The organism is Pectobacterium parmentieri, from assembly GCF_001742145.1.
Lineage (GTDB): Bacteria > Pseudomonadota > Gammaproteobacteria > Enterobacterales > Enterobacteriaceae > Pectobacterium > Pectobacterium parmentieri.
In genome coordinates, this window is record NZ_CP015749.1 from 4,338,968 (window position 1) to 4,360,294 (window position 21,327).

Here is a 21,327-nt window from a genome sequence, read left to right on the forward strand (position 1 = left end):
TGATATAATGAGGGTGGTTTTTGGTGTTATTCCGGCCAATTAAGTCCTGAACCACTAATGTCAACATTTTCATCACTACATTCAGAATTGTCACTATATTCACATGAGTGAACAAAGAGTATTGTTAATTTTGGTTTTTTTCCACATGATCCGCCTATTGCCAGATTAGTTGAGACATTATATTCGTTGGGCTGTATTGGATTTTTATAGTTGATATGACCGGCATCACATCTGAATAGTCTTTCTTCATTCTTAATAACAATCGAAGCCGTAAAGTTTTTTAGTGGGCTGTTTGCCAGATTTTTTATTGTATAACTGCAATCACATCCTTCATTAGAATCCGTGAGTTTAGCGTTTACAATGGCTACTTTTATAGTTTCTTGAACGGTGACTTCATTTTTTGGAGCCGTTTTCATTTCCTCGGCATTAACCCATGAGGAAAAAAAAAGTGATGAAGCAAGGGTAGCCAATAAAATTTTTTTCATAAATCCTTCCCTGTTAAAATATATAATGATATAGCCGTGTTAATTATAGAGATGTCGATGTTGATATTAAATTTATAAAATAGAAAATTTATTAATATGGTTTTTTGTACTGATAATTTTGTTTTGTAGGATAGATTTTACTTTTCCTTCGGTACTCTTCTTCATCATGAGAATGGTATGAAAACTGACTTCTCTCATTTGTTTGTTATTTGTTCTGATGTAAACCACATTGTCTGAAATCCATTCAGCCATCTCCGCTACAATGACGATACTTTTTTCTCAGTGGATGCTGTCGTGCCATTACTTATTATCACCACGATCTTGTGGGCATTTTCATTCAGCTTGATTGGCGAATATCTGGCGGGTCAGGTCGATAGCTGGTTTTCTGCGATGTTCCGCCTGACGGCGGCGGCGGTGGTATTTTTGCCGTTCTTACGTTGGCGGGGCTACGCGCCGCGCGTCATTTGTTTGTATATGTTAGTAGGTGCTTGCCAACTTGGTATCATGTACCTGTTCGTGTTCCAGGCTTACCTGTACCTGACCGTACCTGAGTTTTTACTTTTCACAGTGATGACGCCGTTGTACGTCACGCTAATTTACGATCTGCTTGCCCGACAGCGCCTGCGTTGGGGCTATGCTATGAGTGCGCTTCTGGCAGTATTCGGCGCAGCCGTGATCCACTATCACGGCGTGAGCGAGCATTTCTGGTGGGGGTTCCTGCTGGTGCAGGTGGCTAACGTGTGTTTTGCCGCAGGCCAGGTTGGCTATAAGCGCCTGATGGAGATTCATCCTGTGCCGCAGCACTGCGCGTTTTCCTGGTTTTATCTGGGAGCGGCAATCGTGACGATAGTCGCGTGGCTGCTCTTCGGTAATATGGCTAAGCTACCCACCACAACCTTGCAGTGGGGCGTACTGGCCTGGCTGGGGATTGGCGCTTCAGGCTTGGGTTATTTTATGTGGAACTATGGCGCAACCCAGGTGGATGCCGGAACGCTCAGCATAATGAATAACTTTCACGTGCCGGCTGGGCTACTGGTCAACTTCGCCATTTGGCACAAAACGCCAGATTGGCTGAGCTTTATCGTGGGGACGGCAATCATTACGTCCTCGCTGTGGGTGCACCAGCATTGGGTCGTGAAGCGTCCTTCACGAACGGTAAATGATCACAAGCGTGCTGACGCGCCGAACGAATAAACGCATCAAGTACCGGTTGGCGCTGTTCTCCGTCGCGGACGGCGGCGTACAACCGGCTCCAAAGCCCATCACCCAGCGATTTGGTTACAATTAGCCCTTGGCGTTCAAAACTTTCCACCACCCAGTGTGGTAGCGCGGCAATTCCCATACGGGCGGCGACCATCTGAATCAACAGCAGTGTGTTATCCACGCTTTTCAGCGCAGGGCTGACGCCGGCTGGCTGTAAAAAGTGACGCCAGACGTCCAACCGCTGCCGCTGTACCGGATAGATCATCAGGGTTTCTGTGCTGAAATCCTCCGGCTCGATCTTCTCTTTTTTTGCCAGTGGATGATCGGGAGCAAGCACCAGCCTGACTTCAAAGTCAAACAGAGGCGAATAGTGCAGGCCGCTGCGCGGCATGATGTCGGAGGTCATGACCAGATCCAATTCGCCTTGCTGGAGTGCTGGCTGAGGGTCGAATGTCACACCCGATTTAAAATCCATTACGACCTGCGGCCAGTGCTGATGAAACTCGTCTAGCGCAGGCGTCAGCCACTGAATACAGCTATGACACTCGATTGCCAGACGCAGCGTGGTTTGGTGCGGCTCGTGGCAGGCCTGCAACGCCTGCTGGATCTGCGGTAACACCTGCTCTGCCAACTGCAACAGAATTTCTCCCTGAGGCGTAAAACGTAGCGGCTGGCTTTTACGCACGAATAGCCTGAACCCAAGACGCTGTTCCAGATCGCTGAACTGATGGGATAACGCCGATTGGGTTTGGTGAAGTGCAGCGGCAGCGGCGGCTAACGATCCGGTATTGCGCAGTGCTTGCAGCGTTCGCAGGTGTTTGAATTCGATCATGAGAGTCCTTCACAGTGACAGTGAATAAATTGCGCTTGTGCTTACTACACTACCTGCGGATTATGGATGTGTAAACATCTGGACGGCTAAATGAGGAATTAACGATGGCGATTGTGAATCACACACTGGGTTTTCCGCGCGTTGGACTACGTCGTGAACTGAAAAAAGCGCAGGAAAGCTACTGGGCAGGTAACGCGACACAGGAAGAGTTGCTGGCCGTCGGACGCGAGTTGCGTGCGCGTCATTGGCAACAACAGAAGGATGCTGGCGTTGATCTGCTGCCAGTGGGTGATTTCGCCTGGTACGACCATGTGCTGACCACGAGTCTGCTGCTGGGTAACGTACCTGCGCGTCATCAGAATGAAGACGGCTCGGTCGATCTGGACACACTGTTCCGTATTGGTCGTGGACGAGCGCCAACCGGTCAACCTGCCGCTGCGGCAGAAATGACTAAATGGTTTAACACGAACTATCACTATATGGTGCCGGAATTCACTCAAGGGCAGCAGTTTACGTTGACCTGGACGCAACTGCTGGATGAGGTGGATGAAGCATTGGCGCTGGGCCATAAAGTGAAGCCTGTTCTGTTAGGTCCGGTGACCTACCTGTGGCTGGGTAAAGTGAAAGGCGAGCAATTTGACCGTCTGTCACTGCTGAAAGATATCCTGCCGGTTTATCAGCAGGTGCTGGCTGAGTTGGCGAAGCGTGGTATTGAGTGGGTGCAGATCGATGAACCTGCACTGGCGCTGGAACTGCCGCAAGAGTGGCTGGCCGCGTTTAAACCCGCTTACGATGCGCTGCAAGGTCAGGTGAAATTGCTGCTGACGACCTATTTCGATAGCGTTAGCCAGAATCTGGAAACGATCAAAGCGCTGCCGGTTCAGGGGCTGCATATCGATCTGGTTCACGGTAAGGATGATGCTGCTGCGCTGAGCGTCCAACTGCCTGCTAACTGGGTACTGTCTCTGGGGGTGATTAACGGCCGTAACGTATGGCGTGCTGACCTGAGTAGCTGGTTTGAGCGCCTGCAACCGCTGGTTGGGACGCGCGATCTGTGGCTGGGCAGTTCATGCTCCCTGCTGCATAGCCCTATCGACCTGAGTGTTGAAGTGCGTCTGGATGATGAAGTGAAGAGCTGGTTTGCCTTTGCGATTCAGAAATGTGCGGAATTGTCACTGCTGTCTCAGGCACTGAACAGCGGCAATGGTCAGGCACTGGAAGCTTACAGTGCGCCGATTCGTGCTCGTCGTACCTCCACACGTGTGAATAACACGGCTGTTGCGCAGCGTCTGGCGGCCATTACCGCACAGGACAGCCAGCGTCAGAACGTGTATGCCGTGCGTGCCGATGCTCAGCGTGAGCGCTTTAATCTTCCAGCATGGCCGACTACTACGATTGGTTCTTTCCCACAAACCACCGAAATTCGCGGCCTGCGTCTGGATTTCAAGCAGGGTCGTCTGGATGGGAATAACTACCGTACCGGTATTGCTGAGCACATTAAACAAGCTGTGGTTGAGCAAGAGCGTCTGGGGTTGGACGTACTGGTGCACGGTGAAGCTGAGCGTAACGACATGGTCGAGTATTTCGGTGAGCATCTGGATGGCTTTGTCTTTACCCAGAATGGCTGGGTGCAGAGCTACGGTTCTCGCTGTGTGAAGCCGCCAGTCATCATTGGTGACGTGAGTCGTCCAGAAGCGATCACCGTTGAGTGGGCGAAATACGCACAGTCTCTGACCGACAAGCCGATGAAAGGCATGCTGACAGGTCCCGTGACCATCCTGTGCTGGTCTTTCCCGCGTGAAGACGTCACGCGTGAAACCATTGCCAAGCAAATTGCACTGGCGCTGCGTGATGAAGTGGCAGATTTGGAAGCCGCGGGTATCGGTATCATCCAGATTGACGAACCGGCGCTGCGTGAAGGTCTGCCGCTGCACCGCTCGGATTGGGCCGCTTATCTGGCCTGGGCGGTGGATGCTTTCCGCCTGAATGCCGCGGTGGCGAAGGATGATACGCAAATCCACACCCACATGTGTTATTGCGAGTTCAACGACATCATGGATTCTATCGCCGCGCTGGATGCCGACGTGATTACGATTGAAACCTCTCGCTCCGATATGGAATTGCTGGAGTCGTTTGAAGAGTTCGAATACCCGAATGAAATCGGTCCAGGTGTCTACGATATTCACTCTCCGAACGTACCGAGCGTGGAATGGATGGAAGCCCTGCTGAAGAAAGCGGCACAGCGTATTCCTGCTGAGCGTTTGTGGGTGAACCCAGACTGCGGTCTGAAAACTCGTGGCTGGCCGGAAACGCGCCAGGCTCTGGCAAATATGGTTCAGGCAGCACAACGTCTGCGTGAAGCTCAATAAGCGTTAATTATCGATGATATCAGGGAGTCTATTGGCTCCCTGATTTTTATGTATAAGTGGTAAATAAAATACATGTTTTGTTTTTTCATTCCACGTAAAATTTCTATTTCCTTCTTCGGTTTTTTCCTTCCTGTATATTAAACATAGTGTTTTTTCTTTAATAAAATTGCTACGCGATCACGCTTTATTTTTTGTTTTTGGTGGGATTTTATTCGTGATGAATGAATATTTTTTTGCTGAACTAATCTGTCTTATTTTGAATATTTAAATGACCCAGTCATAAAGCTAAGAAATCTTGTGCCGATAAGGTAAACGGCATAGATGCAGGTCAGGATGTACGAACAAGGAGGGGGTTGTTTATATTTTTGATAGATTGGTTATGTTGAAAATATACTGCTAATTATACTTTATAGGTAGAGATAATATACCCATAAATAGAGTTTATTTTTTCTGAAAAGCCATTGCTTTCCATCCTGCAACATTATTAGGCAATAACTCTGCGTCATCGACATTATTATACTTTACCTAAAAGGAGTGAGATGTGAATTTAGCGAATTGGCGTATCGGCTATCGATTGGGAGGCGGGTTTGCCGTCCTGATTCTGATGTTATTTGCTGTGAGTCTATTTTCTCTGTCTAAACTATCCGGCTTTCAGGATGGTGCCAGAGACATCGTCAAAGAGGTTTATCCACAAACGGTAGATGCTAATGATCTCATCGATAACGTGAATGGGCATTTTGTCGCCTATTTGCAGATGATGTTGGTATCCGGTCAGGAACAGCGTCAGGGATATGTCGATCGGATTATGGCGTACCGCAAGGAAATTAGCCGTCTGCTTGATAATCTGGAGAGCGATGCCTCAGGAGAGCGTTCCCGCAAGCAGGTGGGAGTTGTTCGCGGGTTTCGTGCCGAGTTCATCAAGTCCGGTGATCAAATTATCAGTGATGCGTTGGCGGGTAATAACGACGTCGCCATAGCAGAATTCAATAACACCCTGAACGTGATTCAGCGCAATTACCGGGACTCGGTGAAACAGTTGGTGAATTACCAGGACGAGGCGATGAATACGTCTGTCGAAACCATGGCAGACGTATACAGCAGTACGCGTCTCATTTTACTGCTTATCTTGGTGCTCGGCGCGGCGGCTGGCGCACTGATTGCCTGGTTGATCACCCGTAGCGTTACCCGTCCAATAGAGCAGGCTTTGCATGTTGCAGATCGAGTGGCACAAGGCGACCTGACCTCACACATCACGGTGGCCAGCAAGGATGAAACCGGGCTGCTGCTACAGTCGTTGGATCGCATGAATACCAGCCTGAGCTCGATTGTCGGCCAGGTACGTGACGGCGCGGAAACGATTTCGACGGCAGCGTCGCAAATCACGGCAGGGAATCAGGATCTATCATCGCGCACCGAAGAGCAGGCCAGCTCGCTGGAAGAAACGGCAGCCTCGATGGAGCAACTGGCATCTACCATTAAAAATACGGCGGAAAATACCCAGCAGGCGACGGAGATTGCTAATAAAGCCACGGGGGCGGCGAAACAAAGCGGTGAGGTAATGCTTTCCGTCACGCAGAAAATGCGTGGGATACACGATTCATCCCAGCGTATGGCAGAGATCATCGGTGTGATCGACGGCATTGCGTTCCAGACCAACATTCTGGCGCTGAACGCGGCGGTTGAAGCGGCGCGTGCAGGTGAGCAGGGGCGCGGCTTTGCGGTGGTGGCAGGAGAAGTTCGCTCGCTGGCGCAGCGTAGTGCGACAGCAGCACGAGAAATCAAGGCTCTGATTGATGATTCCGTGGGCAAAATCCGTGAAGGCATGGAGCTTGTCGATACCGCTGAAGAGACGATGGGGGGATTAACGGCCCACGTAAGAGACGTACACGACATTATCAGTGAGATTTCACAGGCCAGCCGCGAACAGAGTGATGGTATTAACCAGATGAATCTGGCAATTGGACAAATTGATACCACGACACAACAGAACGCGGCCCTGGTTGAAGAATCGGCTTCTGCGGCACAGTCTCTGCAATCACAGGCAACTGTACTGGCGGAAGCGGTGAGTGCGTTTAAAATACAGTCGTATAGCCGTGGTAACGCTGCGTCTTATGCCTCGACGCCGGTGAGCACACCCATGCTGGCGCTGGCAAATAAAGCGTAAATTTGCTGTCATAATTTGCCCGCGTTGCGGCGCAACGTCTGCTTCATCAGGGGGGTAATGGCCTCCCTGATTCCGTTATCTCGCTATACCCGTCATACTTAAAGCCGCTTGTGCGTTGGCAATACTCGGCTCATCTCTGAGCCTCGTCCATCGGGCCAGCGCTAGCGCTGCTCAAATCGGTCTAAGACCGATTTGTCGCACGGTTGCCGCATTACAAGGCCATAAATGGTCCTTGCCCTAAAGGGTCAACGCAGAGCGTTGTTCAAAACGTCAACGTTTTGTCACGCAACTCGAATTATTTAGGGTATATAGAGTAAATCTTTTTTTTCCCCTGCTTATTCAGTTTGTTGTCCTTTTTTAAGAAATATTCCATCTATTTATTTTTAATATCAAATATGTCTGACTATCATTTGATGTGGTTGAGGCGTTATTTTTGTTAATTATTGTTGAATTAACCTGTGATTTTTCCGATCGAAACTTAATTTTTGATAGTTGTAATCTATTTATTGTCTGTTTTTGAATGATTTAAACGATCAATTTGTAAAGTTTAGAAACAAGTTGCCGATAAAACGAATAACACAGGAACGGCTATGGATGCACGAATACGGAGAGGGAAGGTCATTATCTCACCTCGATAACGTCTCCGCGGTCTTATCAATCGTATTTGTACCACTGTTAGATTTATTGCCACTTTTGCACCTCAACACCTGAGGAAAATTATTTGATTTTTGATCGCGCCCCTCATGCTGAGAGCGTGCGTAAAAATGCCTGCCTCAAGGTATCTCTGGTATATCAGAAGGAAACCGCTTTTTCCTTCGGATAGCCATTCTCCGCCCTGTGGTCTATCAAGCTGCGACATGTGCGCAACTGACCTTGCTATGCATTACCTAAAAGGAGTGAGACATGAATTTAGCAAACTGGCGTATTGGTTATCGATTGGGGGCTGGATTTTCCATCCTGATACTGATGTTGTTTGCCGTAAGTATTTTTTCCCTGTCTAAGTTGTCCGGCTTTCAGGACGGTGCCAGAGGCATTGTCAAAGACGTCTATCCACAAACGATGGATGCTAATAATCTCATCGACAATGTCACGAGTATTCTGGTGGCGTACCAGCGGCTGATGCTGGTTTCGGGTGAGGAACAGATCCAGACAAACGTTACTCGCGTGAATGAATTCCGCCAGGAAATTGGTCGTCTACTGGAAAAGCTAGAAAGTCAAACCGTTGAAGAACGTTCGGTCACCCAGCTACGCGCGATTCGCGCGATTCGTACTGAGTTTCTGAAGTCTGGCGATAAAATCATTAGCGACGTGGTAGCGGGCAATCGGGAAGCGGCGATCGAGGAGTTCAACAACAACCTGAACGTGGTTCAACGCCAATACCGCGATGCGGTGAAGCAATTAGTGAACTACCAGGATGATGCGATGGATACCTCTATTGAAGCCATGGCTGAGGTATACAGCGAGACCCGTATTATTCTGCTGCTTATTTTGGCTCTGGGTGCCGTATTTGGTGCATTAATTGCCTGGTCGATCACGCGCAGCGTAACCCGGCCGATACAGCAGGCTTTGCAAGTAGCAGACAGAGTAGCGCAGGGCGACCTGACCTCACGTATCACTGTTACCAGCAAAGATGAAACGGGATTGCTGCTGCAATCGTTGGATCACATGAACACCAGCCTGAGCACGATTGTCGGGCAGGTACGTGACGGAGCGGAAACGATCTCGACGGCGGCTTCACAGATTGCCGCAGGTAATCAGGATCTGTCATCGCGCACCGAAGAGCAGGCCAGCTCACTGGAAGAAACGGCGGCCTCAATGGAACAACTGACCTCCACCATTAAAAATACGGCGGAAAACACCCAACAGGCGACAGATATTGCGAATAAAGCCTCTGGTGCTGCCAAGCAAAGCGGTGATGTCATGGTGTCCGTGACGCAGAAAATGCGCGGTATTCGCGATTCATCCCAGCGTATGGCCGAGATTATTGGTGTGATCGACGGCATTGCCTTCCAGACCAATATTCTGGCACTGAACGCGGCGGTTGAAGCGGCGCGTGCGGGTGAGCAAGGACGTGGCTTTGCGGTGGTGGCAGGCGAAGTACGTTCTCTGGCACAGCGCAGTGCGACGGCCGCGCGTGAGATCAAGGATTTGATCGACGATTCTGTGAACAAAATTCAGGAAGGCATGTCGCTGGTGGATACTGCTGAAGAAACCATGGGCGGATTAACCGGCTATGTCCGGGATGTGAATGAAATCATCAGTGAAATCTCGCAGGCCAGTCGTGAGCAGAGCGACGGGATTAACCAGATGAATTTGGCGGTTGGGCAAATTGATACCACGACCCAGCAGAATGCGGCTCTGGTTGAAGAATCTGCCTCTGCGGCACTTTCTCTGCAAGCACAGGCTTCCGTGCTGGCGGAAGCGGTGAGCGCGTTTAAACTGCTGTCATATGGCAACGGCAAAGCCGCTTCTTATGCATCGTCCCCAACACGTACCCCAACGCTGTCTTTAGCACCTGCGACGCCTGCAAAAGATCAGGGCAACAATGGTGACTGGACTACGTTCTAAGGCTGACTGTGTAAGACGCTGAAACACAAACGCCACCGTTTTTCGGTGGCGTTTTAGATCGTGGATAAGAACGCGAACGAGTGACGGCGCTACGCTACACCGTTTTTCTGGAACCATGCCAGCATCCGTTGCCAACCGTCACGTGCGGATTCTTCATGATAGCTGGGGCGATAATCGGCATGGAAAGCATGCCCGGCATCGGGGTAGACGATGATTTCTGCCGTCGCGTTCGCAGCGCGTAGCGCCTGTCGCATGATATCCACTTTTTCCAGCGGAATACTCTCGTCTTTCGCTCCGTATAACCCCAACACGGGCGCTTCCAATTCCGTTGCAATATCGACGGGATGTTTGGGGCTGTTCAGCGTTTTCTCACCGGTAAATTTGCCGTACCACGCGACGGCCGCTTTGAGTTGCGGGTTGTGCGCGGCGTAGAGCCAGGTGATACGCCCGCCCCAACAGAATCCCGTGATCGCCAGCTTGCTGGCATCGCCGCCCTGTTTAATCGCCCAGTTGGCGGTGTGATCGAGATCGGACAGCACCTGTGAATCGGGAACCTTATGCACCAGCTCGGTCAGGATTTGCTGAATGTCGTTATAGTGGCTGGGGTCGCCCTGACGGAAATACAACTCTGGGGCGATGGCCATATAGCCCTGTTTAGCCAGCCTGCGGCAAACATCCTGAATGTGTTGATGAACGCCGAAAATTTCCTGCACCACCAGAACGATAGGGAGTGGTCCATCATGGTTCGCTGGCCTGGCGATATAGGCGGGTAGCTGCTCACCCTGAGAAGGGATGGTGGTTTCACTGGCAACGATACCGACAGAATCCGTGGTAATGATGGAGAAGCCCTGAGGTTCTGCTGCCGGGGATAACCCTTGAGGAAGATGTTTGAAGGTCGTCTGTTCATCGGTCTTCATTACGCGCTCTCCTGTTACCGGCCTGCCGGGTTTCATGTGAAAGAGGGATGTCATGATAAATACTATCAATGATTAAAGAATCTACACTAGAAGACAATTAATCGGCAAAAATGAATTCCGCACTCAATAAAAAGTGATTTGTGTCACATTTTTTATGTATTTTGAATATTGTTTCTTTTTTATAGGTGACTGGCATCACTTAAAAAAACGTAATGATGCGCTAAAGTCTTTTATTAGACGGATGCTTACAGACTGCGACAAGCAGCTTCGGTGAGGCATTCGGCGCGATTTCTCGAATACCCAATTGATTGCCCGGGAGGCAGTTATGTCTACATCTGATGTGTTCCATCTTGGTCTGGTCAAGAACGATTTACAGGGCGCGACGCTGGCTATCGTGCCCGGCGATCCTGAGCGTGTCGAAAAAATTGCTCGCCTGATGGATAACCCGGTACATCTGGCATCACACCGTGAATTTACCTCCTGGCGTGCAGAGTTGGACGGCAAGGCAATCATTGTCTGCTCGACAGGTATCGGTGGGCCGTCAACGTCAATCGTGGTAGAAGAACTGGCGCAGCTCGGTATTCGCACTTTCCTGCGTGTCGGTACGACAGGGGCGATTCAGCCCGGTATCAATGTCGGTGATGTTCTGGTCACTACCGCCGCTGTCCGTCTTGACGGCGCGAGTTTGCACTTCGCGCCAATGGAGTTCCCAGCCGTGGCTGATTTCGGCTGTACTACCGCGCTGGTGGATGCGGCGAAGGCATCTGGTATCGCGTTGCACGTGGGCATTACGGCGTCTTCCGATACGTTCTATCCCGGCCAGGAACGTTATGACACGTTCTCTGGACGCGTGGTGCGTCGCTTCCGCGGCTCGATGGAAGAGTGGCAGAGCATGGGCGTGCTGAACTATGAAATGGAATCTGCCACGCTGCTGACCATGTGCGCCAGCCAGGGACTAAAAGCCGGCATGATCGCGGGCGTGATCGTGAACCGTACCCAACAAGAAATCCCAGATGCGGCAACGATGAAGCTGGCCGAAACCACTGTTATCAAGGTATTGCTGGATGCGACACGTCGCTTGTTAGCCGCTGAATAAGCGCAAAAAGTGATGATATTTTGGGCTGGTCATCGCAGAGGCCAGCCTTTATCCTAATAACTTGTTCTGGTTTATTGGGTTAACCTGCGACGCACTCTGCGTGTGTAATACGGTTGCCTTGCTCGCCTTTCAACCTCGCAAGGAGATGTATGACCGAACCAACGTTGCTTCATCCCTCTTTATTACCGCTGGACGGCGGAATCAACTTCCGTGATTTAGGTGGTAACCGTGCTGCTGACGGGCGGCTTATCCGACACGGTAAACTTTTTCGCTCCGGTTCGCTGGATTTGCTGAGTCCTGCTGATTGTGAACACCTTACTGGCGTGCCGATTTCTCACGTGGTGGATTATCGGGATGCCGATGAAATTGCGCAGAAGCCCGATGTACTGTGGACTGGGGCTAATTATCACGCTTATCCGGCCAATCCTTTACGCCACGAAGTGACGGCCAATCTGGATTCGTTGGGGTCTGATGTGTTGGCGGCCTTTGATTCCCGCGCGTTTATGTTAGAGCTCTACCGCCGTTTGCCCTTCAATAATTCTGCCTATAAGCAATTGGTGTCGCTGCTATTACGACCGGATGAGGGTGGGCTGGTACAGCACTGCGCCGTGGGAAAAGATCGTACCGGTATCGGTTCGGCGTTGGTGATGTTTGCACTGGGAGCTGATGAACAGACCGTGATGGAAGATTACCTGCTCACGGATACCACGCTGACGCCATTCCGTCAGCAGTTGCTGGCGCATTTATCGGAAACGCTGAATGAGAAAGCGCTGGGGCAGTTCTCTTATGTGCTCTCCGTGCAGGAAGAGTTCATCGTGACGGCGTTGCAGGCGATCTATGAACGACATGGTTCGATCGATAGCTGGCTTGAAGTGGAATACGGTCTGGATAATCGTGCGAGGAATTATTTGCAGGATAAGTATTTGGCGTAGGGTCTGTGTTTTAGGCCGGTCAACTGACCGGCCTTTATTTTTGCTTCTGTATAGCTTTTACTGCCGGGGTGATTAGCCCGTATTACGCATGCCTGCTGCGACACCGGCGATGGTGACCATCAGCGCCAGCTCCAGATCGGCATCCGGTTGTTCCTGTTGGCGTGAGCGATGCAGTAGCTCTGCTTGCAACACGTTCAGCGGGTCGGTGTAGACGTTACGCAGTGCGATGGACTCGGCGATCCACGGCAGGTCTGCCATCAGGTGATCGTCGTTGGAGATCGCCAGCACAATGCTGATATCGGCGGCCAACTGATCGCGCAGTTGCTTCCCTAACGGCCATAGCTTCTCTTCTACCAGACGCTGATCGTAATACTCCGCCAGCCATAGGTCGGCTTTGGCGAATACCATCTCCAGCATGCCGATACGCGTTGAGAAGAACGGCCAGTTGCGACACATTTCTTCTAACTGTCCCTGCTTGCCGTCATCTACCACTTTCTGTAATGCGGCACCTGCACCCAGCCAGGCTGGCAGCATCAGGCGGTTCTGCGTCCAGGCGAAAATCCACGGGATCGCGCGCAGGCTTTCTACGCCGCCGTTCGGACGACGTTTGGCCGGACGCGAGCCCAGCGGCAGTTTACCCAGCTCCAGCTCCGGCGTAGCGGCGCGGAAGTACGGAACGAAATCAGGGTTTTCGCGCACGTAGCCACGGTACATATCGCAGGACACGCGTGACAGTTCGTCCATTACCTGATGCCATTCTTGTTTTGGCTCCGGCGGTGGCAGCAGGTTCGCCTCCAGGATCGCACCGGTATACAGCGCCAGGCTGCTGATGGTGACTTCCGGCAGGCCGTATTTAAAGCGGATCATCTCGCCCTGTTCTGTTACGCGCAGGCCACCTTTCAGGCTGCCCGGCGGTTGTGACAACAGCGCGGCGTGAGCCGGTGCGCCACCGCGACCGATGGAACCCCCGCGTCCGTGGAACAGCGTTAGTGCGATGCCGGCTTTCTCACAGGTTTTGATCAGCGCATCTTGCGCACGATACTGCGCCCAGGAGGCAGCCATCACGCCTGCGTCTTTCGCAGAGTCGGAATAACCGATCATGACCATCTGCTTGCCCTGAATAAAGCCGCGATACCAGTCAATGCTCAGCAACTGCGTCATGACATCGTCAGCGTTGTTCAGGTCATCCAGCGTTTCAAACAGCGGTGCGACAGGCAGAGCAAACGGGCAACCAGCTTCTTTGAGCAGCAGTTGAACGGCCAGCACGTCGGAAGGCGTGCGCGCCATTGAAATAACGTAAGCGGCAATAGAACCCTGTGGCGCTTTCGCGATCACCCGGCAGGTATCCAGCACTTCTTTGGTATCTGCACTCGGTTCCCAGTAGCGCGGCAGCAGCGGGCGCTTGGAGCTGAGTTCGCGGATCAGGAAGGCTTGCTTATCGGATTCTGACCAGCTTTCATAATCGCCCAGACCCAGATAACGGGTAATTTCGGCCAGCGCGTCGGTGTGGCGGGTGCTTTCCTGACGGACATCAATGCGTACCAGCGGTACACCGAAGCAGCGCACGCGACGCAGCGTATCCAGCAGACGACCGTCGGCGATGATGCCCATACCGCAGGTTTTCAGAGACTGATAGCAGGCGTACAGGGGTTCCCACAGTTGCTCGTTGGTAATCAGCAAATCTTTAGGGGGCAGGCGTTCTTCACCCGTCAGACGTGCTTCCAGATAGCTCAGCGTGCTGCTCAACTGCGAACGCAGTGACTTCATGATCGCGCGGTACGGTTCTTGTACCTCGTTGCCACCGGCCAACTCCAACAGCTCCGGTGTACATTCGGACATCGATAGCTCAGAAACCAGTACCTGAATATCACGCAGGAACAGGTCGGCGGCTTTCCAGCGGCTGAGCAACAGCACATGACGAGTGACTTCTGCCGTGACATTCGGGTTACCGTCGCGGTCGCCACCCATCCACGAGGTAAAGCGTACCGGTACGGCGTCAACCGGCAGACGGTAGCCGAAAGCCTGTTCCAACTGCTCATCCAGCTCACGTAAAAAGGCGGGTACGCCTTCCCACAGACTGTTTTCCACTACGGCGAAACCCCATTTGGCTTCATCTACCGGAGTCGGGCGAATTTTGCGGATTTCATCGGTATGCCAGGACTGTGCGATTAACTGGCGCAGACGACGCATGATCTGATTGCGCTCATAATCAGCCAAATCGTTGTGGTCGAGCTGCTTGAGGCAGGTGTTCACTTCTACCAGTTTGTGGATCAGCGTCCGGCGGGTGATCTCGGTCGGGTGTGCGGTCAGGACCAGCTCGATCGACAACGATTCTACCGCGTCGCGGATATCGCGTTCGGTCAGATCTTTATTTTCTTTTAGACGCTCAAAGGCATTGGAAAGCTGTGCCGGGTTACTCGCTGCTTCGCCGTGTGGTGAAATCGTATGATATTGCTCAGCGGTATTGGTCAGGTTAAGGAACTGGCTGAATGCGCGGGCAACGGGCAACAGCTCATCGTTAGACAGGTTTTGCAGTGTAGTCAGCAGTTCCTGACGATGTTTTTCATTACCTGCACGGGATGACTTTGACAACTTGCGGATTGTTTCGACTTTATCAAGGATGTTTTCACCCAGTGCTTCCTTGATAGTATCGCCGAGTAGTTTGCCGAGCATACTGACGTTACTGCGCATTGCGGAATATTGTTCGTTCATAGTTACCCTGACCCACCCCTACCATTTTTGTAAGTTTATTTCACTTGACATATTTTTACGCACTGCCTCCATCTAGCCACGATAAGGCGTGTTCGTCAATTGACGATTCTTTCTTCTCCCTATTCTTTGTACTTGCATTGATGCGGACTTGGCAATTTGTGAAATTTAATTACAGCGGCGCGGATATTAGGTGAACTTATACACTCGCCATCCTTCGCGTGTAGCGCCGGTGTTGACAGCCTTTGGTCGCCTGAGGGGCTGGCAGTGTTTGTCTCTGTACCGCAATGAGCTGAGGCTGACGTAAACAAAAAACCAGAGGCAATCTTATGGCCCTTCCGATTTTTATTTATAAGCAAGACCAAAAAAATTTGTCTTCACTTCCGACTAATTTTTCTACATCAGTAGAGTCTATTTTATTTAAAAATGAGGTTCCGACACCTCTAAAGAAAAAGCAAAAATCAAAAGAGATGGGTTTAATATTATTTAAGTCGGATTCATCTGTAATCGCATAAATACGACCTGAATCTACTTCCAATAAAACAGAATAGGGATCATTATAGGTAACAATAAGTAAATTTTTAGGGCGTTCACCTTTCCCCCACCACTGAATTAAATCATTTTTACTATTTAATTCGAAAAGTTTATCAAGATAGCTACCGCCATTCCCAAACATAAAGCTACCTAGGGAAAAATTATTTAGATTGTAATTTAAGACGAATTTTTTAAATTTATCATGTAACGTAATATTTAACCGTTTTTCTAATGTACCAACTTCATCAATAGAAAAACCGCCTTTTTTCATCGTGAGATCATCCATATCTCCTTCGAAAATAGAAAATTTTTCATGCAGCTTAGATTCTATTTCCGTTAACTCCAGTAGCATGACAACCTCGCTTTTTAAGATTTTTATAATAAAGATATTCTAAAAGAATGCAATATCACTCCAGGAAGTCAATTAACTTCAATATTTTTTGATATTCAGCGTTGTCAAATTCCCCATAAGCTAAATATCCACAAAAATTGCTATGTAAACTCTTCAGTTCAGATTTTTTTACATTTTCACTTATCAATACGCGCATGGCGGATTGATAAAATTCAATACCTTGATCTCGATTATTGTGTTCTGAATCAGTTATGATGTCAGCTAATAGAGCCATTGCACTATCTATATTCATATTGGCTTCAGACCTTTACGCTATCAGATCCCCTGCATTATAGTAACGATATCGGTGGCCGTTGCGGTAGAGTGGGGCAGGATCATTATTAAGACCGAAAACATGTGTAGTGGCTAATCAATGGAATAAATCACAACATTTCTTTTAATTTTATTAGATCTTCTCTTTCTAGATTTTTATACTCACCATCGAAATCAGTATGACAAATAAAAATTTTATCACTACCGATTGCTGCGTATATCCCTTCGGACATTTCATTCGGATCAAACAACCCCGGCGGTTCTGAAAAACAACCGTCTAACCCACACCAACTCACTACCGATAAATTTTCAATAAAATATAATAATGTTTTCTCTGTTTTATCAAGCCAGTCATGCGGATGAGCGTTGAATTTAACATCCCATAACCATACAACCCAGTCATCACCAGTTATTCTTTGAGATTTTAATTCCACATCATGCCAAATAGTTGAAGGGAATTCTGGCGGAAAATAATTCACATCATTAGAATATGAATAAAAAGTTTGTCCATTAACATCACCAATCATACTGTTCCAATAAACGCCTAATGCTTCCTTGAGTTTCATCATTTCAATCTCTAATTAGCACCTTGTTGCACACCTGTAATTATCTGTGTAGCTATGTAGCCTTGATTTTGACCTGTTTTATAAGCCATATAAGTAACCCGATTTTCATCCATAAACCATAAAAATTTTGACCGCATTGCTATCCATTAGTACATAATCACATGGTTGTTTTTGATTTTAAAAAGTAGACTTGCTACCATCATTGGCGTTTTTCTCGGGGAAATGGTTATATTCCTTTCGATTTAATTAAGCAGTTAATTTAATATTGCAGTAACCTCTGTTGGATTTGAAATTTTAACTTCCAACCACATACCTGTAGTTAAACCAAATCCGCGTAAAAAAATATCATCATCAATCAACAGCTCACAGACATCCTTTAATATCTCTCCAACGATGTTATTCACCCATTTTTCTTCTTCATGATAATATCGGCTGATTTTTATCTCATTAGTTGATACTATTATCAACTCGCAATATCTAAAAATATCTTTCACCGCCCTCATAGAAAAAAGAGTAGCACCATCAGTATGTAAAACAATAGTTTTGCGATCCTCTGATAACGTCATGCTTGAAACAGAATAATCAGAGAGAGACAAATTACGTAGTTCTGTTTTAGTTAACTTAATCATTATTGAATGACTTTACCCAAAGAACATTATTCCAACAATCTGTCTTAAAAGACGAGAAATCAGTAATTTCCTTACCATTTGAAAAATGAGTAATAGGGAAATCCTCATCGCTGCTTAAGGGTTTAAAACTGCTTACCACATTACAACGTAAACGTTGTGACAAAATCTGAGATACCAGGTTGGTTAGAGCAGGAAGATAGCTACTCTCAACAGAACGTAATGACGTAACGAAATCAACCTCATATAAGAAATCAATTTTTTTTAGTAATTCAACCCACCGAAGATTTTCATCTGTTTTAAAGTTATTTTTATCGATGTAATCATTATACTCATCAATGGAAAAATAATTATACTGTAATATATTAAAATCAATGTCAGCCCACCCTATCAACTTCACTAGTTCAGTATGTAAATGACTTTTATTAGGGCAGTCAATTAAAAATCCAGATTTTGTTATCATGTATTAACACCTCTAAGTCGTACAGTTTCTGACTGTTAAATAATATCAATGCGTTTAAATGCATTGCATAATTACCAAGATGTTGGATAGTGTTATTTTTTTTATTATTTTCACAGTGACATTATCACGGATAACCTGGGTTTTTTGCATGAAAAATTAAATCCGTTCAAAATGAAATCCATTAGTAAATAAACATAAGGATGATTCTATCTTTTCTTATTGCATACTCAAACCATATAGCTTTAATGTAACCGAAACTCGATTCTTTTCTATGGAAGGATCTATCTTAGGAGATCATTGAACTTCTTGAATAACTTTATTATTTCGGCTATGTCAGAAAATTCCGCTCTTTCATTTATAATGTATTTCTCCGTGTCAATAAGTATGATCTCCAACATACATGACTTATCATCCCATACCGTAAATTTGGCGATCTTATTTTCACCTTCGAAATCAACAACCAAACTACTCGTGTACTCATTTCTGTTAATTTCAACTTGGTGGGTACTGTTAGATAGGATCCAGCCATTTATTTCATTTAACATTTTCCTCTCTTTCTTTCGTTTATGTTTTTTAATCCAATAAAAATTCCATTCCGATCATATACCCATCACTATCAAAATCTAAATATATTTCTGGACCCTGATAATTTTCTATTATTGTTCGCAAAGCAACATGCCTAACAGCTACTCCGGCCTTTCCCTTTCCCGGGTGATTTGGTAGAACGAGGTAAGCCATATCACCATCACCATTGACTTCTAAATTAATTTTATTTTTTTTCATGTCATGTTCTACAGTTAATTTTATGCTTGTTTATAATAACTCTAAGACGTTAGCCAGGCGATTTGAATATATTACATTATCAGATTTATTTACAACCTCGACAACATAATCATCAGTGATATTGAATTTATTAAGGTGGTAATAAAAAACAAAATCATTGGGATGATCCGTTACGACGTTTTCTTCATAGACAACCTTATCTTTATTAATAATTTGGAAATCCAGGAAGAAATTATCTAAAGTTAATCGACATTTAAGCAAACCCGTAAATTTACAACCTTTTAATTTCTTTCGCTTAAAAACCCATTCATTTATAAATCCCGAATTTTCAAATTCATCGATTGCATTAACTATAAGATCTTTGGGCAAAGAGTATCGACCATCGACCTTATCTAACCCATTAATGACAAGCTTAGCGAAATATTTATTTAATTCACTCTTTAATGTATGGAGATATTCATTTTCATCAATGAATATCTCAACACCAAGGACATTACTTGAATTAACGTATGATTCACCAATCGGATTTTTTCTACCAATAAAACAGACTCTATTAAATCCAGTAGTGTCATATTTGGCTTGTTTTATACTTCTGCCAAGATAATTACATAATGACCTAGTTAACTCTTTGAACGGATATGTTAATTCTTCTCCGTAATCCAAAACATCTGGATAAAGGTATATATCTTTTAATATCATGATACGTTATACCTCATTGGGTCTACTTTTCGTCTCTATTTCTTCTTACATCGTTACTATATTGCCCGATTTTCACATCATCGTAACGATGTCGGTTGTAGTAACGTCTTGTTTCTGCACCGTACAACAGTCTCGCAGGTCCTGTTCGCCAGGTCAGAGCCTGTCAATCTGAGTGGGCGGATTATTCTCGTAAACTTGTCGCCTAATTAGTGAGTTATTAATACAGATTAAATTTAAAAACATCCTCTTTAAATCCAGAGAATTCATCTATTCTATTAAAGGCCGACAACAATCTTACAAATTCATCTGGGTGATTTTTCTTAAAAATAGAGCTATTCCGCCATTCTACTATTAAGGGCTTATCTTCATGATCTATGGGGACCATAAAATCATATAAAGCATCTGAATTTCTTCCAAAGTAGGGGCCAAAGTCAAACTTCTTCGAAAAGTAATCATAAACATCAGTTGGCGTTTTTTGTTTCTCACCATCTAGAGTAATAAATTTCATGTTATTAACCTTTGCATTTATTTCTGTGGTGTACTGTTGTCCCTGATAATGCTACTCGCTGTACACTTCCTCGCTTGCCGCATCGCGTAGATAACGCTGTGGTGGGATAGGGGGGGTTCTTCGCGATAGGCTACCCATCAGTATATTTTCCCTGAAGATTTAATTGTTTAGAATATAATCTCATAACGCTTTCAATTGAGAATTGATCATGTTAATAACATCACCCAGAATACTTTCTTCATAATAAGAAAAATTAGCATATTGAGCTATTGCTCTGCACCGCGACAGTTCTTCCATTATTATTATCTTATTTTTAAGTGATAAATTAATATCTTTTAATTTCACTAGTTTATCGATAAAAAAACTGGCATTTTCACTTTGCCCATTATTACTTAATTCAATTATCAAGTTTTCAAGAGATATAGTTAATTCATTAGGTATTTTCACCAATTAACCCTCATGGTTTTTATTATCTATGGTTGGCGTAAGTTTGAAGCAAAATATTGATATCCAGCTTCTGGCGTTTCTGCCATTTCCCTACTCACCCAGGCTCCTTTAGAAACATAAAACCTAAATAATATCAATTTTTCTATCTGTGAGTATATTTTTGAGTTTTTCAGAAAATTAGGATCATTAATTGTAGCCCGATTTATTTTACAATCCCAGCGGCTCAATTCACTTCAATAGGCTGTGAACGTAAATTTTAGGTCTAATACCGCCGTGTAAACCTATCGGATCTAGAGACAACTAAAAGCAAAATAGTCGGAAGGATCGTCTCGGTTGCTTCTGGTGACTATATTAAAATATTCCTTTATCTTCCACTGCGCCTAAAAATATATCCTGTAAATCACCCTGTATCTCATCTTCATCCGAAATAAGTTTGAAATCATTATCAATGCCGGGAGGGAAATGAGTGCCATCAATAGCCCCCAATATTAGAGACGCCGTATCTATAGATACTATTTTAAAAAAATCAAACACGGATTTTTTTTCTTCTTCATCAAGGGATGACAACGTTATACTTATTTTTCTATATGCATCGTTACCATTGGTCTTATTTTCATTTATCGTTTTTTCATAGTGCGGTAAATTATCATTAAATATTTCTTTGAATATTCCGTCAACGAATTGCTCGTCCTTTTTCATTCTATTCATCACCTTGTTTTTGGATCATTTCCCTGTTCCTTATGTGGGGGGATAACGAGGAAC

At 46.5% G+C, this 21,327-nt stretch carries 21 protein-coding genes; 6 read left to right on the forward strand and 15 right to left on the reverse strand.

What is annotated here, in order from left to right:
• Positions 1-26 precede the first annotated feature (26 nt).
• The gene (locus A8F97_RS19665; protein ID WP_033072477.1) at positions 27-485 is read right to left on the reverse strand and encodes a hypothetical protein; all 459 of its coding nucleotides are present in this window, start codon (positions 483-485) and stop codon (positions 27-29) included.
• 294 nt (positions 486-779) lie between these two features.
• Between A8F97_RS19665 and A8F97_RS19675 the strand changes: the two genes are divergently transcribed.
• Complete coding sequence (locus A8F97_RS19675; protein WP_014701935.1) at positions 780-1,679, forward strand: carboxylate/amino acid/amine transporter; 900 nt, start codon at positions 780-782, stop codon at positions 1,677-1,679.
• On the opposite strand, the gene metR is transcribed toward A8F97_RS19675, so the two are convergent.
• Positions 1,585-2,520, reverse strand: coding sequence for an HTH-type transcriptional regulator MetR (gene metR / locus A8F97_RS19680; protein WP_014701934.1), 936 nt, complete (start codon positions 2,518-2,520; stop codon positions 1,585-1,587). The two genes, A8F97_RS19675 and metR, sit on opposite strands and share 95 nt — an antisense overlap.
• A gap of 104 nt (positions 2,521-2,624) precedes the next feature.
• Between metR and metE the strand changes: the two genes are divergently transcribed.
• From metE to A8F97_RS19695, 3 genes are all read left to right on the forward strand, one after another.
• Positions 2,625-4,889 (forward strand): 5-methyltetrahydropteroyltriglutamate--homocysteine S-methyltransferase, encoded by a 2,265-nt coding sequence (metE, locus tag A8F97_RS19685; RefSeq protein WP_015731488.1) that lies wholly within the window; start codon positions 2,625-2,627, stop codon positions 4,887-4,889.
• Between the two features lie 541 nt (positions 4,890-5,430).
• Positions 5,431-7,053, forward strand: a complete 1,623-nt coding sequence (locus A8F97_RS19690) for a methyl-accepting chemotaxis protein (protein ID WP_014701932.1) — start codon at positions 5,431-5,433, stop codon at positions 7,051-7,053.
• A gap of 903 nt (positions 7,054-7,956) precedes the next feature.
• On the forward strand, positions 7,957-9,621 hold the full coding sequence (locus A8F97_RS19695; protein WP_033072479.1) for a methyl-accepting chemotaxis protein: 1,665 nt from the start codon (positions 7,957-7,959) through the stop codon (positions 9,619-9,621).
• An 89-nt stretch (positions 9,622-9,710) separates the two neighbouring features.
• Here A8F97_RS19695 and A8F97_RS19700 read toward each other — a convergent pair whose 3' ends face one another.
• Entirely contained in the window at positions 9,711-10,538 is an 828-nt protein-coding gene (locus tag A8F97_RS19700) for a dienelactone hydrolase family protein (RefSeq protein WP_014701930.1), read from the reverse strand.
• Between the two features lie 325 nt (positions 10,539-10,863).
• Here A8F97_RS19700 and udp point away from each other — a divergent pair, with 325 nt between their 5' ends.
• Positions 10,864-11,634, forward strand: a complete 771-nt coding sequence (gene udp, locus A8F97_RS19705) for a uridine phosphorylase (RefSeq protein ID WP_025919707.1) — start codon at positions 10,864-10,866, stop codon at positions 11,632-11,634.
• A gap of 149 nt (positions 11,635-11,783) precedes the next feature.
• A complete protein-coding gene (locus tag A8F97_RS19710) occupies positions 11,784-12,566 on the forward strand; it encodes a tyrosine-protein phosphatase (RefSeq protein ID WP_014701928.1) in 783 nt (260 codons plus the stop codon).
• A gap of 72 nt (positions 12,567-12,638) precedes the next feature.
• Here A8F97_RS19710 and ppc read toward each other — a convergent pair whose 3' ends face one another.
• The 12 genes from ppc to A8F97_RS19770 all read right to left on the reverse strand — a co-directional run bounded on the left by ppc (position 12,639) and on the right by A8F97_RS19770 (position 21,264).
• Positions 12,639-15,278 (reverse strand): phosphoenolpyruvate carboxylase, encoded by a 2,640-nt coding sequence (gene ppc / locus A8F97_RS19715; protein ID WP_014701927.1) that lies wholly within the window; start codon positions 15,276-15,278, stop codon positions 12,639-12,641.
• Between the two features lie 346 nt (positions 15,279-15,624).
• Positions 15,625-16,161, reverse strand: a complete 537-nt coding sequence (locus tag A8F97_RS19720; protein WP_033072480.1) for a hypothetical protein — start codon at positions 16,159-16,161, stop codon at positions 15,625-15,627.
• 55 nt (positions 16,162-16,216) lie between these two features.
• Positions 16,217-16,453 carry a hypothetical protein gene (locus tag A8F97_RS19725; RefSeq protein ID WP_033072481.1) on the reverse strand — a complete coding sequence of 79 codons (237 nt, stop codon included), beginning with the start codon at positions 16,451-16,453 and terminating at the stop codon, positions 16,217-16,219.
• Positions 16,454-16,583: 130 nt separating this feature from the next.
• Positions 16,584-17,042: a hypothetical protein gene (locus tag A8F97_RS19730; RefSeq protein ID WP_033072482.1), complete on the reverse strand. Its 459-nt coding sequence runs from the start codon at positions 17,040-17,042 to the stop codon at positions 16,584-16,586.
• Between the two features lie 251 nt (positions 17,043-17,293).
• On the reverse strand, positions 17,294-17,668 hold the full coding sequence (locus A8F97_RS19735; protein WP_014701923.1) for a hypothetical protein: 375 nt from the start codon (positions 17,666-17,668) through the stop codon (positions 17,294-17,296).
• Positions 17,661-18,128, reverse strand: coding sequence for a hypothetical protein (locus tag A8F97_RS19740; RefSeq protein ID WP_014701922.1), 468 nt, complete (start codon positions 18,126-18,128; stop codon positions 17,661-17,663). The genes A8F97_RS19735 and A8F97_RS19740 overlap by 8 nt, the downstream gene beginning before the upstream one ends.
• Before the next feature lie 281 nt (positions 18,129-18,409).
• On the reverse strand, positions 18,410-18,673 hold the full coding sequence (locus A8F97_RS25265) for an immunity protein TriTu family protein (protein ID WP_033072483.1): 264 nt from the start codon (positions 18,671-18,673) through the stop codon (positions 18,410-18,412).
• A 28-nt stretch (positions 18,674-18,701) separates the two neighbouring features.
• A complete protein-coding gene (locus tag A8F97_RS19750) occupies positions 18,702-18,911 on the reverse strand; it encodes a DUF2283 domain-containing protein (RefSeq protein ID WP_033072484.1) in 210 nt (69 codons plus the stop codon).
• 30 nt (positions 18,912-18,941) lie between these two features.
• A complete protein-coding gene (locus A8F97_RS19755) occupies positions 18,942-19,610 on the reverse strand; it encodes a hypothetical protein (RefSeq protein WP_033072485.1) in 669 nt (222 codons plus the stop codon).
• Between the two features lie 217 nt (positions 19,611-19,827).
• Positions 19,828-20,118, reverse strand: coding sequence for a barstar family protein (locus A8F97_RS19760; RefSeq protein WP_014701918.1), 291 nt, complete (start codon positions 20,116-20,118; stop codon positions 19,828-19,830).
• A 180-nt stretch (positions 20,119-20,298) separates the two neighbouring features.
• Entirely contained in the window at positions 20,299-20,565 is a 267-nt protein-coding gene (locus tag A8F97_RS19765) for a hypothetical protein (protein ID WP_025919704.1), read from the reverse strand.
• A gap of 351 nt (positions 20,566-20,916) precedes the next feature.
• Entirely contained in the window at positions 20,917-21,264 is a 348-nt protein-coding gene (locus tag A8F97_RS19770; RefSeq protein ID WP_033072528.1) for a hypothetical protein, read from the reverse strand.
• Positions 21,265-21,327 lie beyond the last annotated feature (63 nt).

Coding starts and splice junctions, on each gene's coding strand:
- A8F97_RS19665 (WP_033072477.1), bottom strand. CDS start 485: ATGAAAAAAATTTTATTGGCTACCCTTGCTTCATCACTTTTTTTTTCC.
- metR (WP_014701934.1), bottom strand. CDS start 2,520: ATGATCGAATTCAAACACCTGCGAACGCTGCAAGCACTGCGCAATACC.
- metE (WP_015731488.1), top strand. CDS start 2,625: ATGGCGATTGTGAATCACACACTGGGTTTTCCGCGCGTTGGACTACGT.
- A8F97_RS19695 (WP_033072479.1), top strand. CDS start 7,957: ATGAATTTAGCAAACTGGCGTATTGGTTATCGATTGGGGGCTGGATTT.
- A8F97_RS19700 (WP_014701930.1), bottom strand. CDS start 10,538: ATGAAGACCGATGAACAGACGACCTTCAAACATCTTCCTCAAGGGTTA.
- udp (WP_025919707.1), top strand. CDS start 10,864: ATGTCTACATCTGATGTGTTCCATCTTGGTCTGGTCAAGAACGATTTA.
- A8F97_RS19710 (WP_014701928.1), top strand. CDS start 11,784: ATGACCGAACCAACGTTGCTTCATCCCTCTTTATTACCGCTGGACGGC.
- ppc (WP_014701927.1), bottom strand. CDS start 15,278: ATGAACGAACAATATTCCGCAATGCGCAGTAACGTCAGTATGCTCGGC.
- A8F97_RS19720 (WP_033072480.1), bottom strand. CDS start 16,161: ATGCTACTGGAGTTAACGGAAATAGAATCTAAGCTGCATGAAAAATTT.
- A8F97_RS19725 (WP_033072481.1), bottom strand. CDS start 16,453: ATGAATATAGATAGTGCAATGGCTCTATTAGCTGACATCATAACTGAT.
- A8F97_RS19730 (WP_033072482.1), bottom strand. CDS start 17,042: ATGATGAAACTCAAGGAAGCATTAGGCGTTTATTGGAACAGTATGATT.
- A8F97_RS19735 (WP_014701923.1), bottom strand. CDS start 17,668: ATGATTAAGTTAACTAAAACAGAACTACGTAATTTGTCTCTCTCTGAT.
- A8F97_RS19740 (WP_014701922.1), bottom strand. CDS start 18,128: ATGATAACAAAATCTGGATTTTTAATTGACTGCCCTAATAAAAGTCAT.
- A8F97_RS25265 (WP_033072483.1), bottom strand. CDS start 18,673: ATGTTAAATGAAATAAATGGCTGGATCCTATCTAACAGTACCCACCAA.
- A8F97_RS19750 (WP_033072484.1), bottom strand. CDS start 18,911: ATGAAAAAAAATAAAATTAATTTAGAAGTCAATGGTGATGGTGATATG.
- A8F97_RS19755 (WP_033072485.1), bottom strand. CDS start 19,610: ATGATATTAAAAGATATATACCTTTATCCAGATGTTTTGGATTACGGA.
- A8F97_RS19760 (WP_014701918.1), bottom strand. CDS start 20,118: ATGAAATTTATTACTCTAGATGGTGAGAAACAAAAAACGCCAACTGAT.
- A8F97_RS19770 (WP_033072528.1), bottom strand. CDS start 21,264: ATGAAAAAGGACGAGCAATTCGTTGACGGAATATTCAAAGAAATATTT.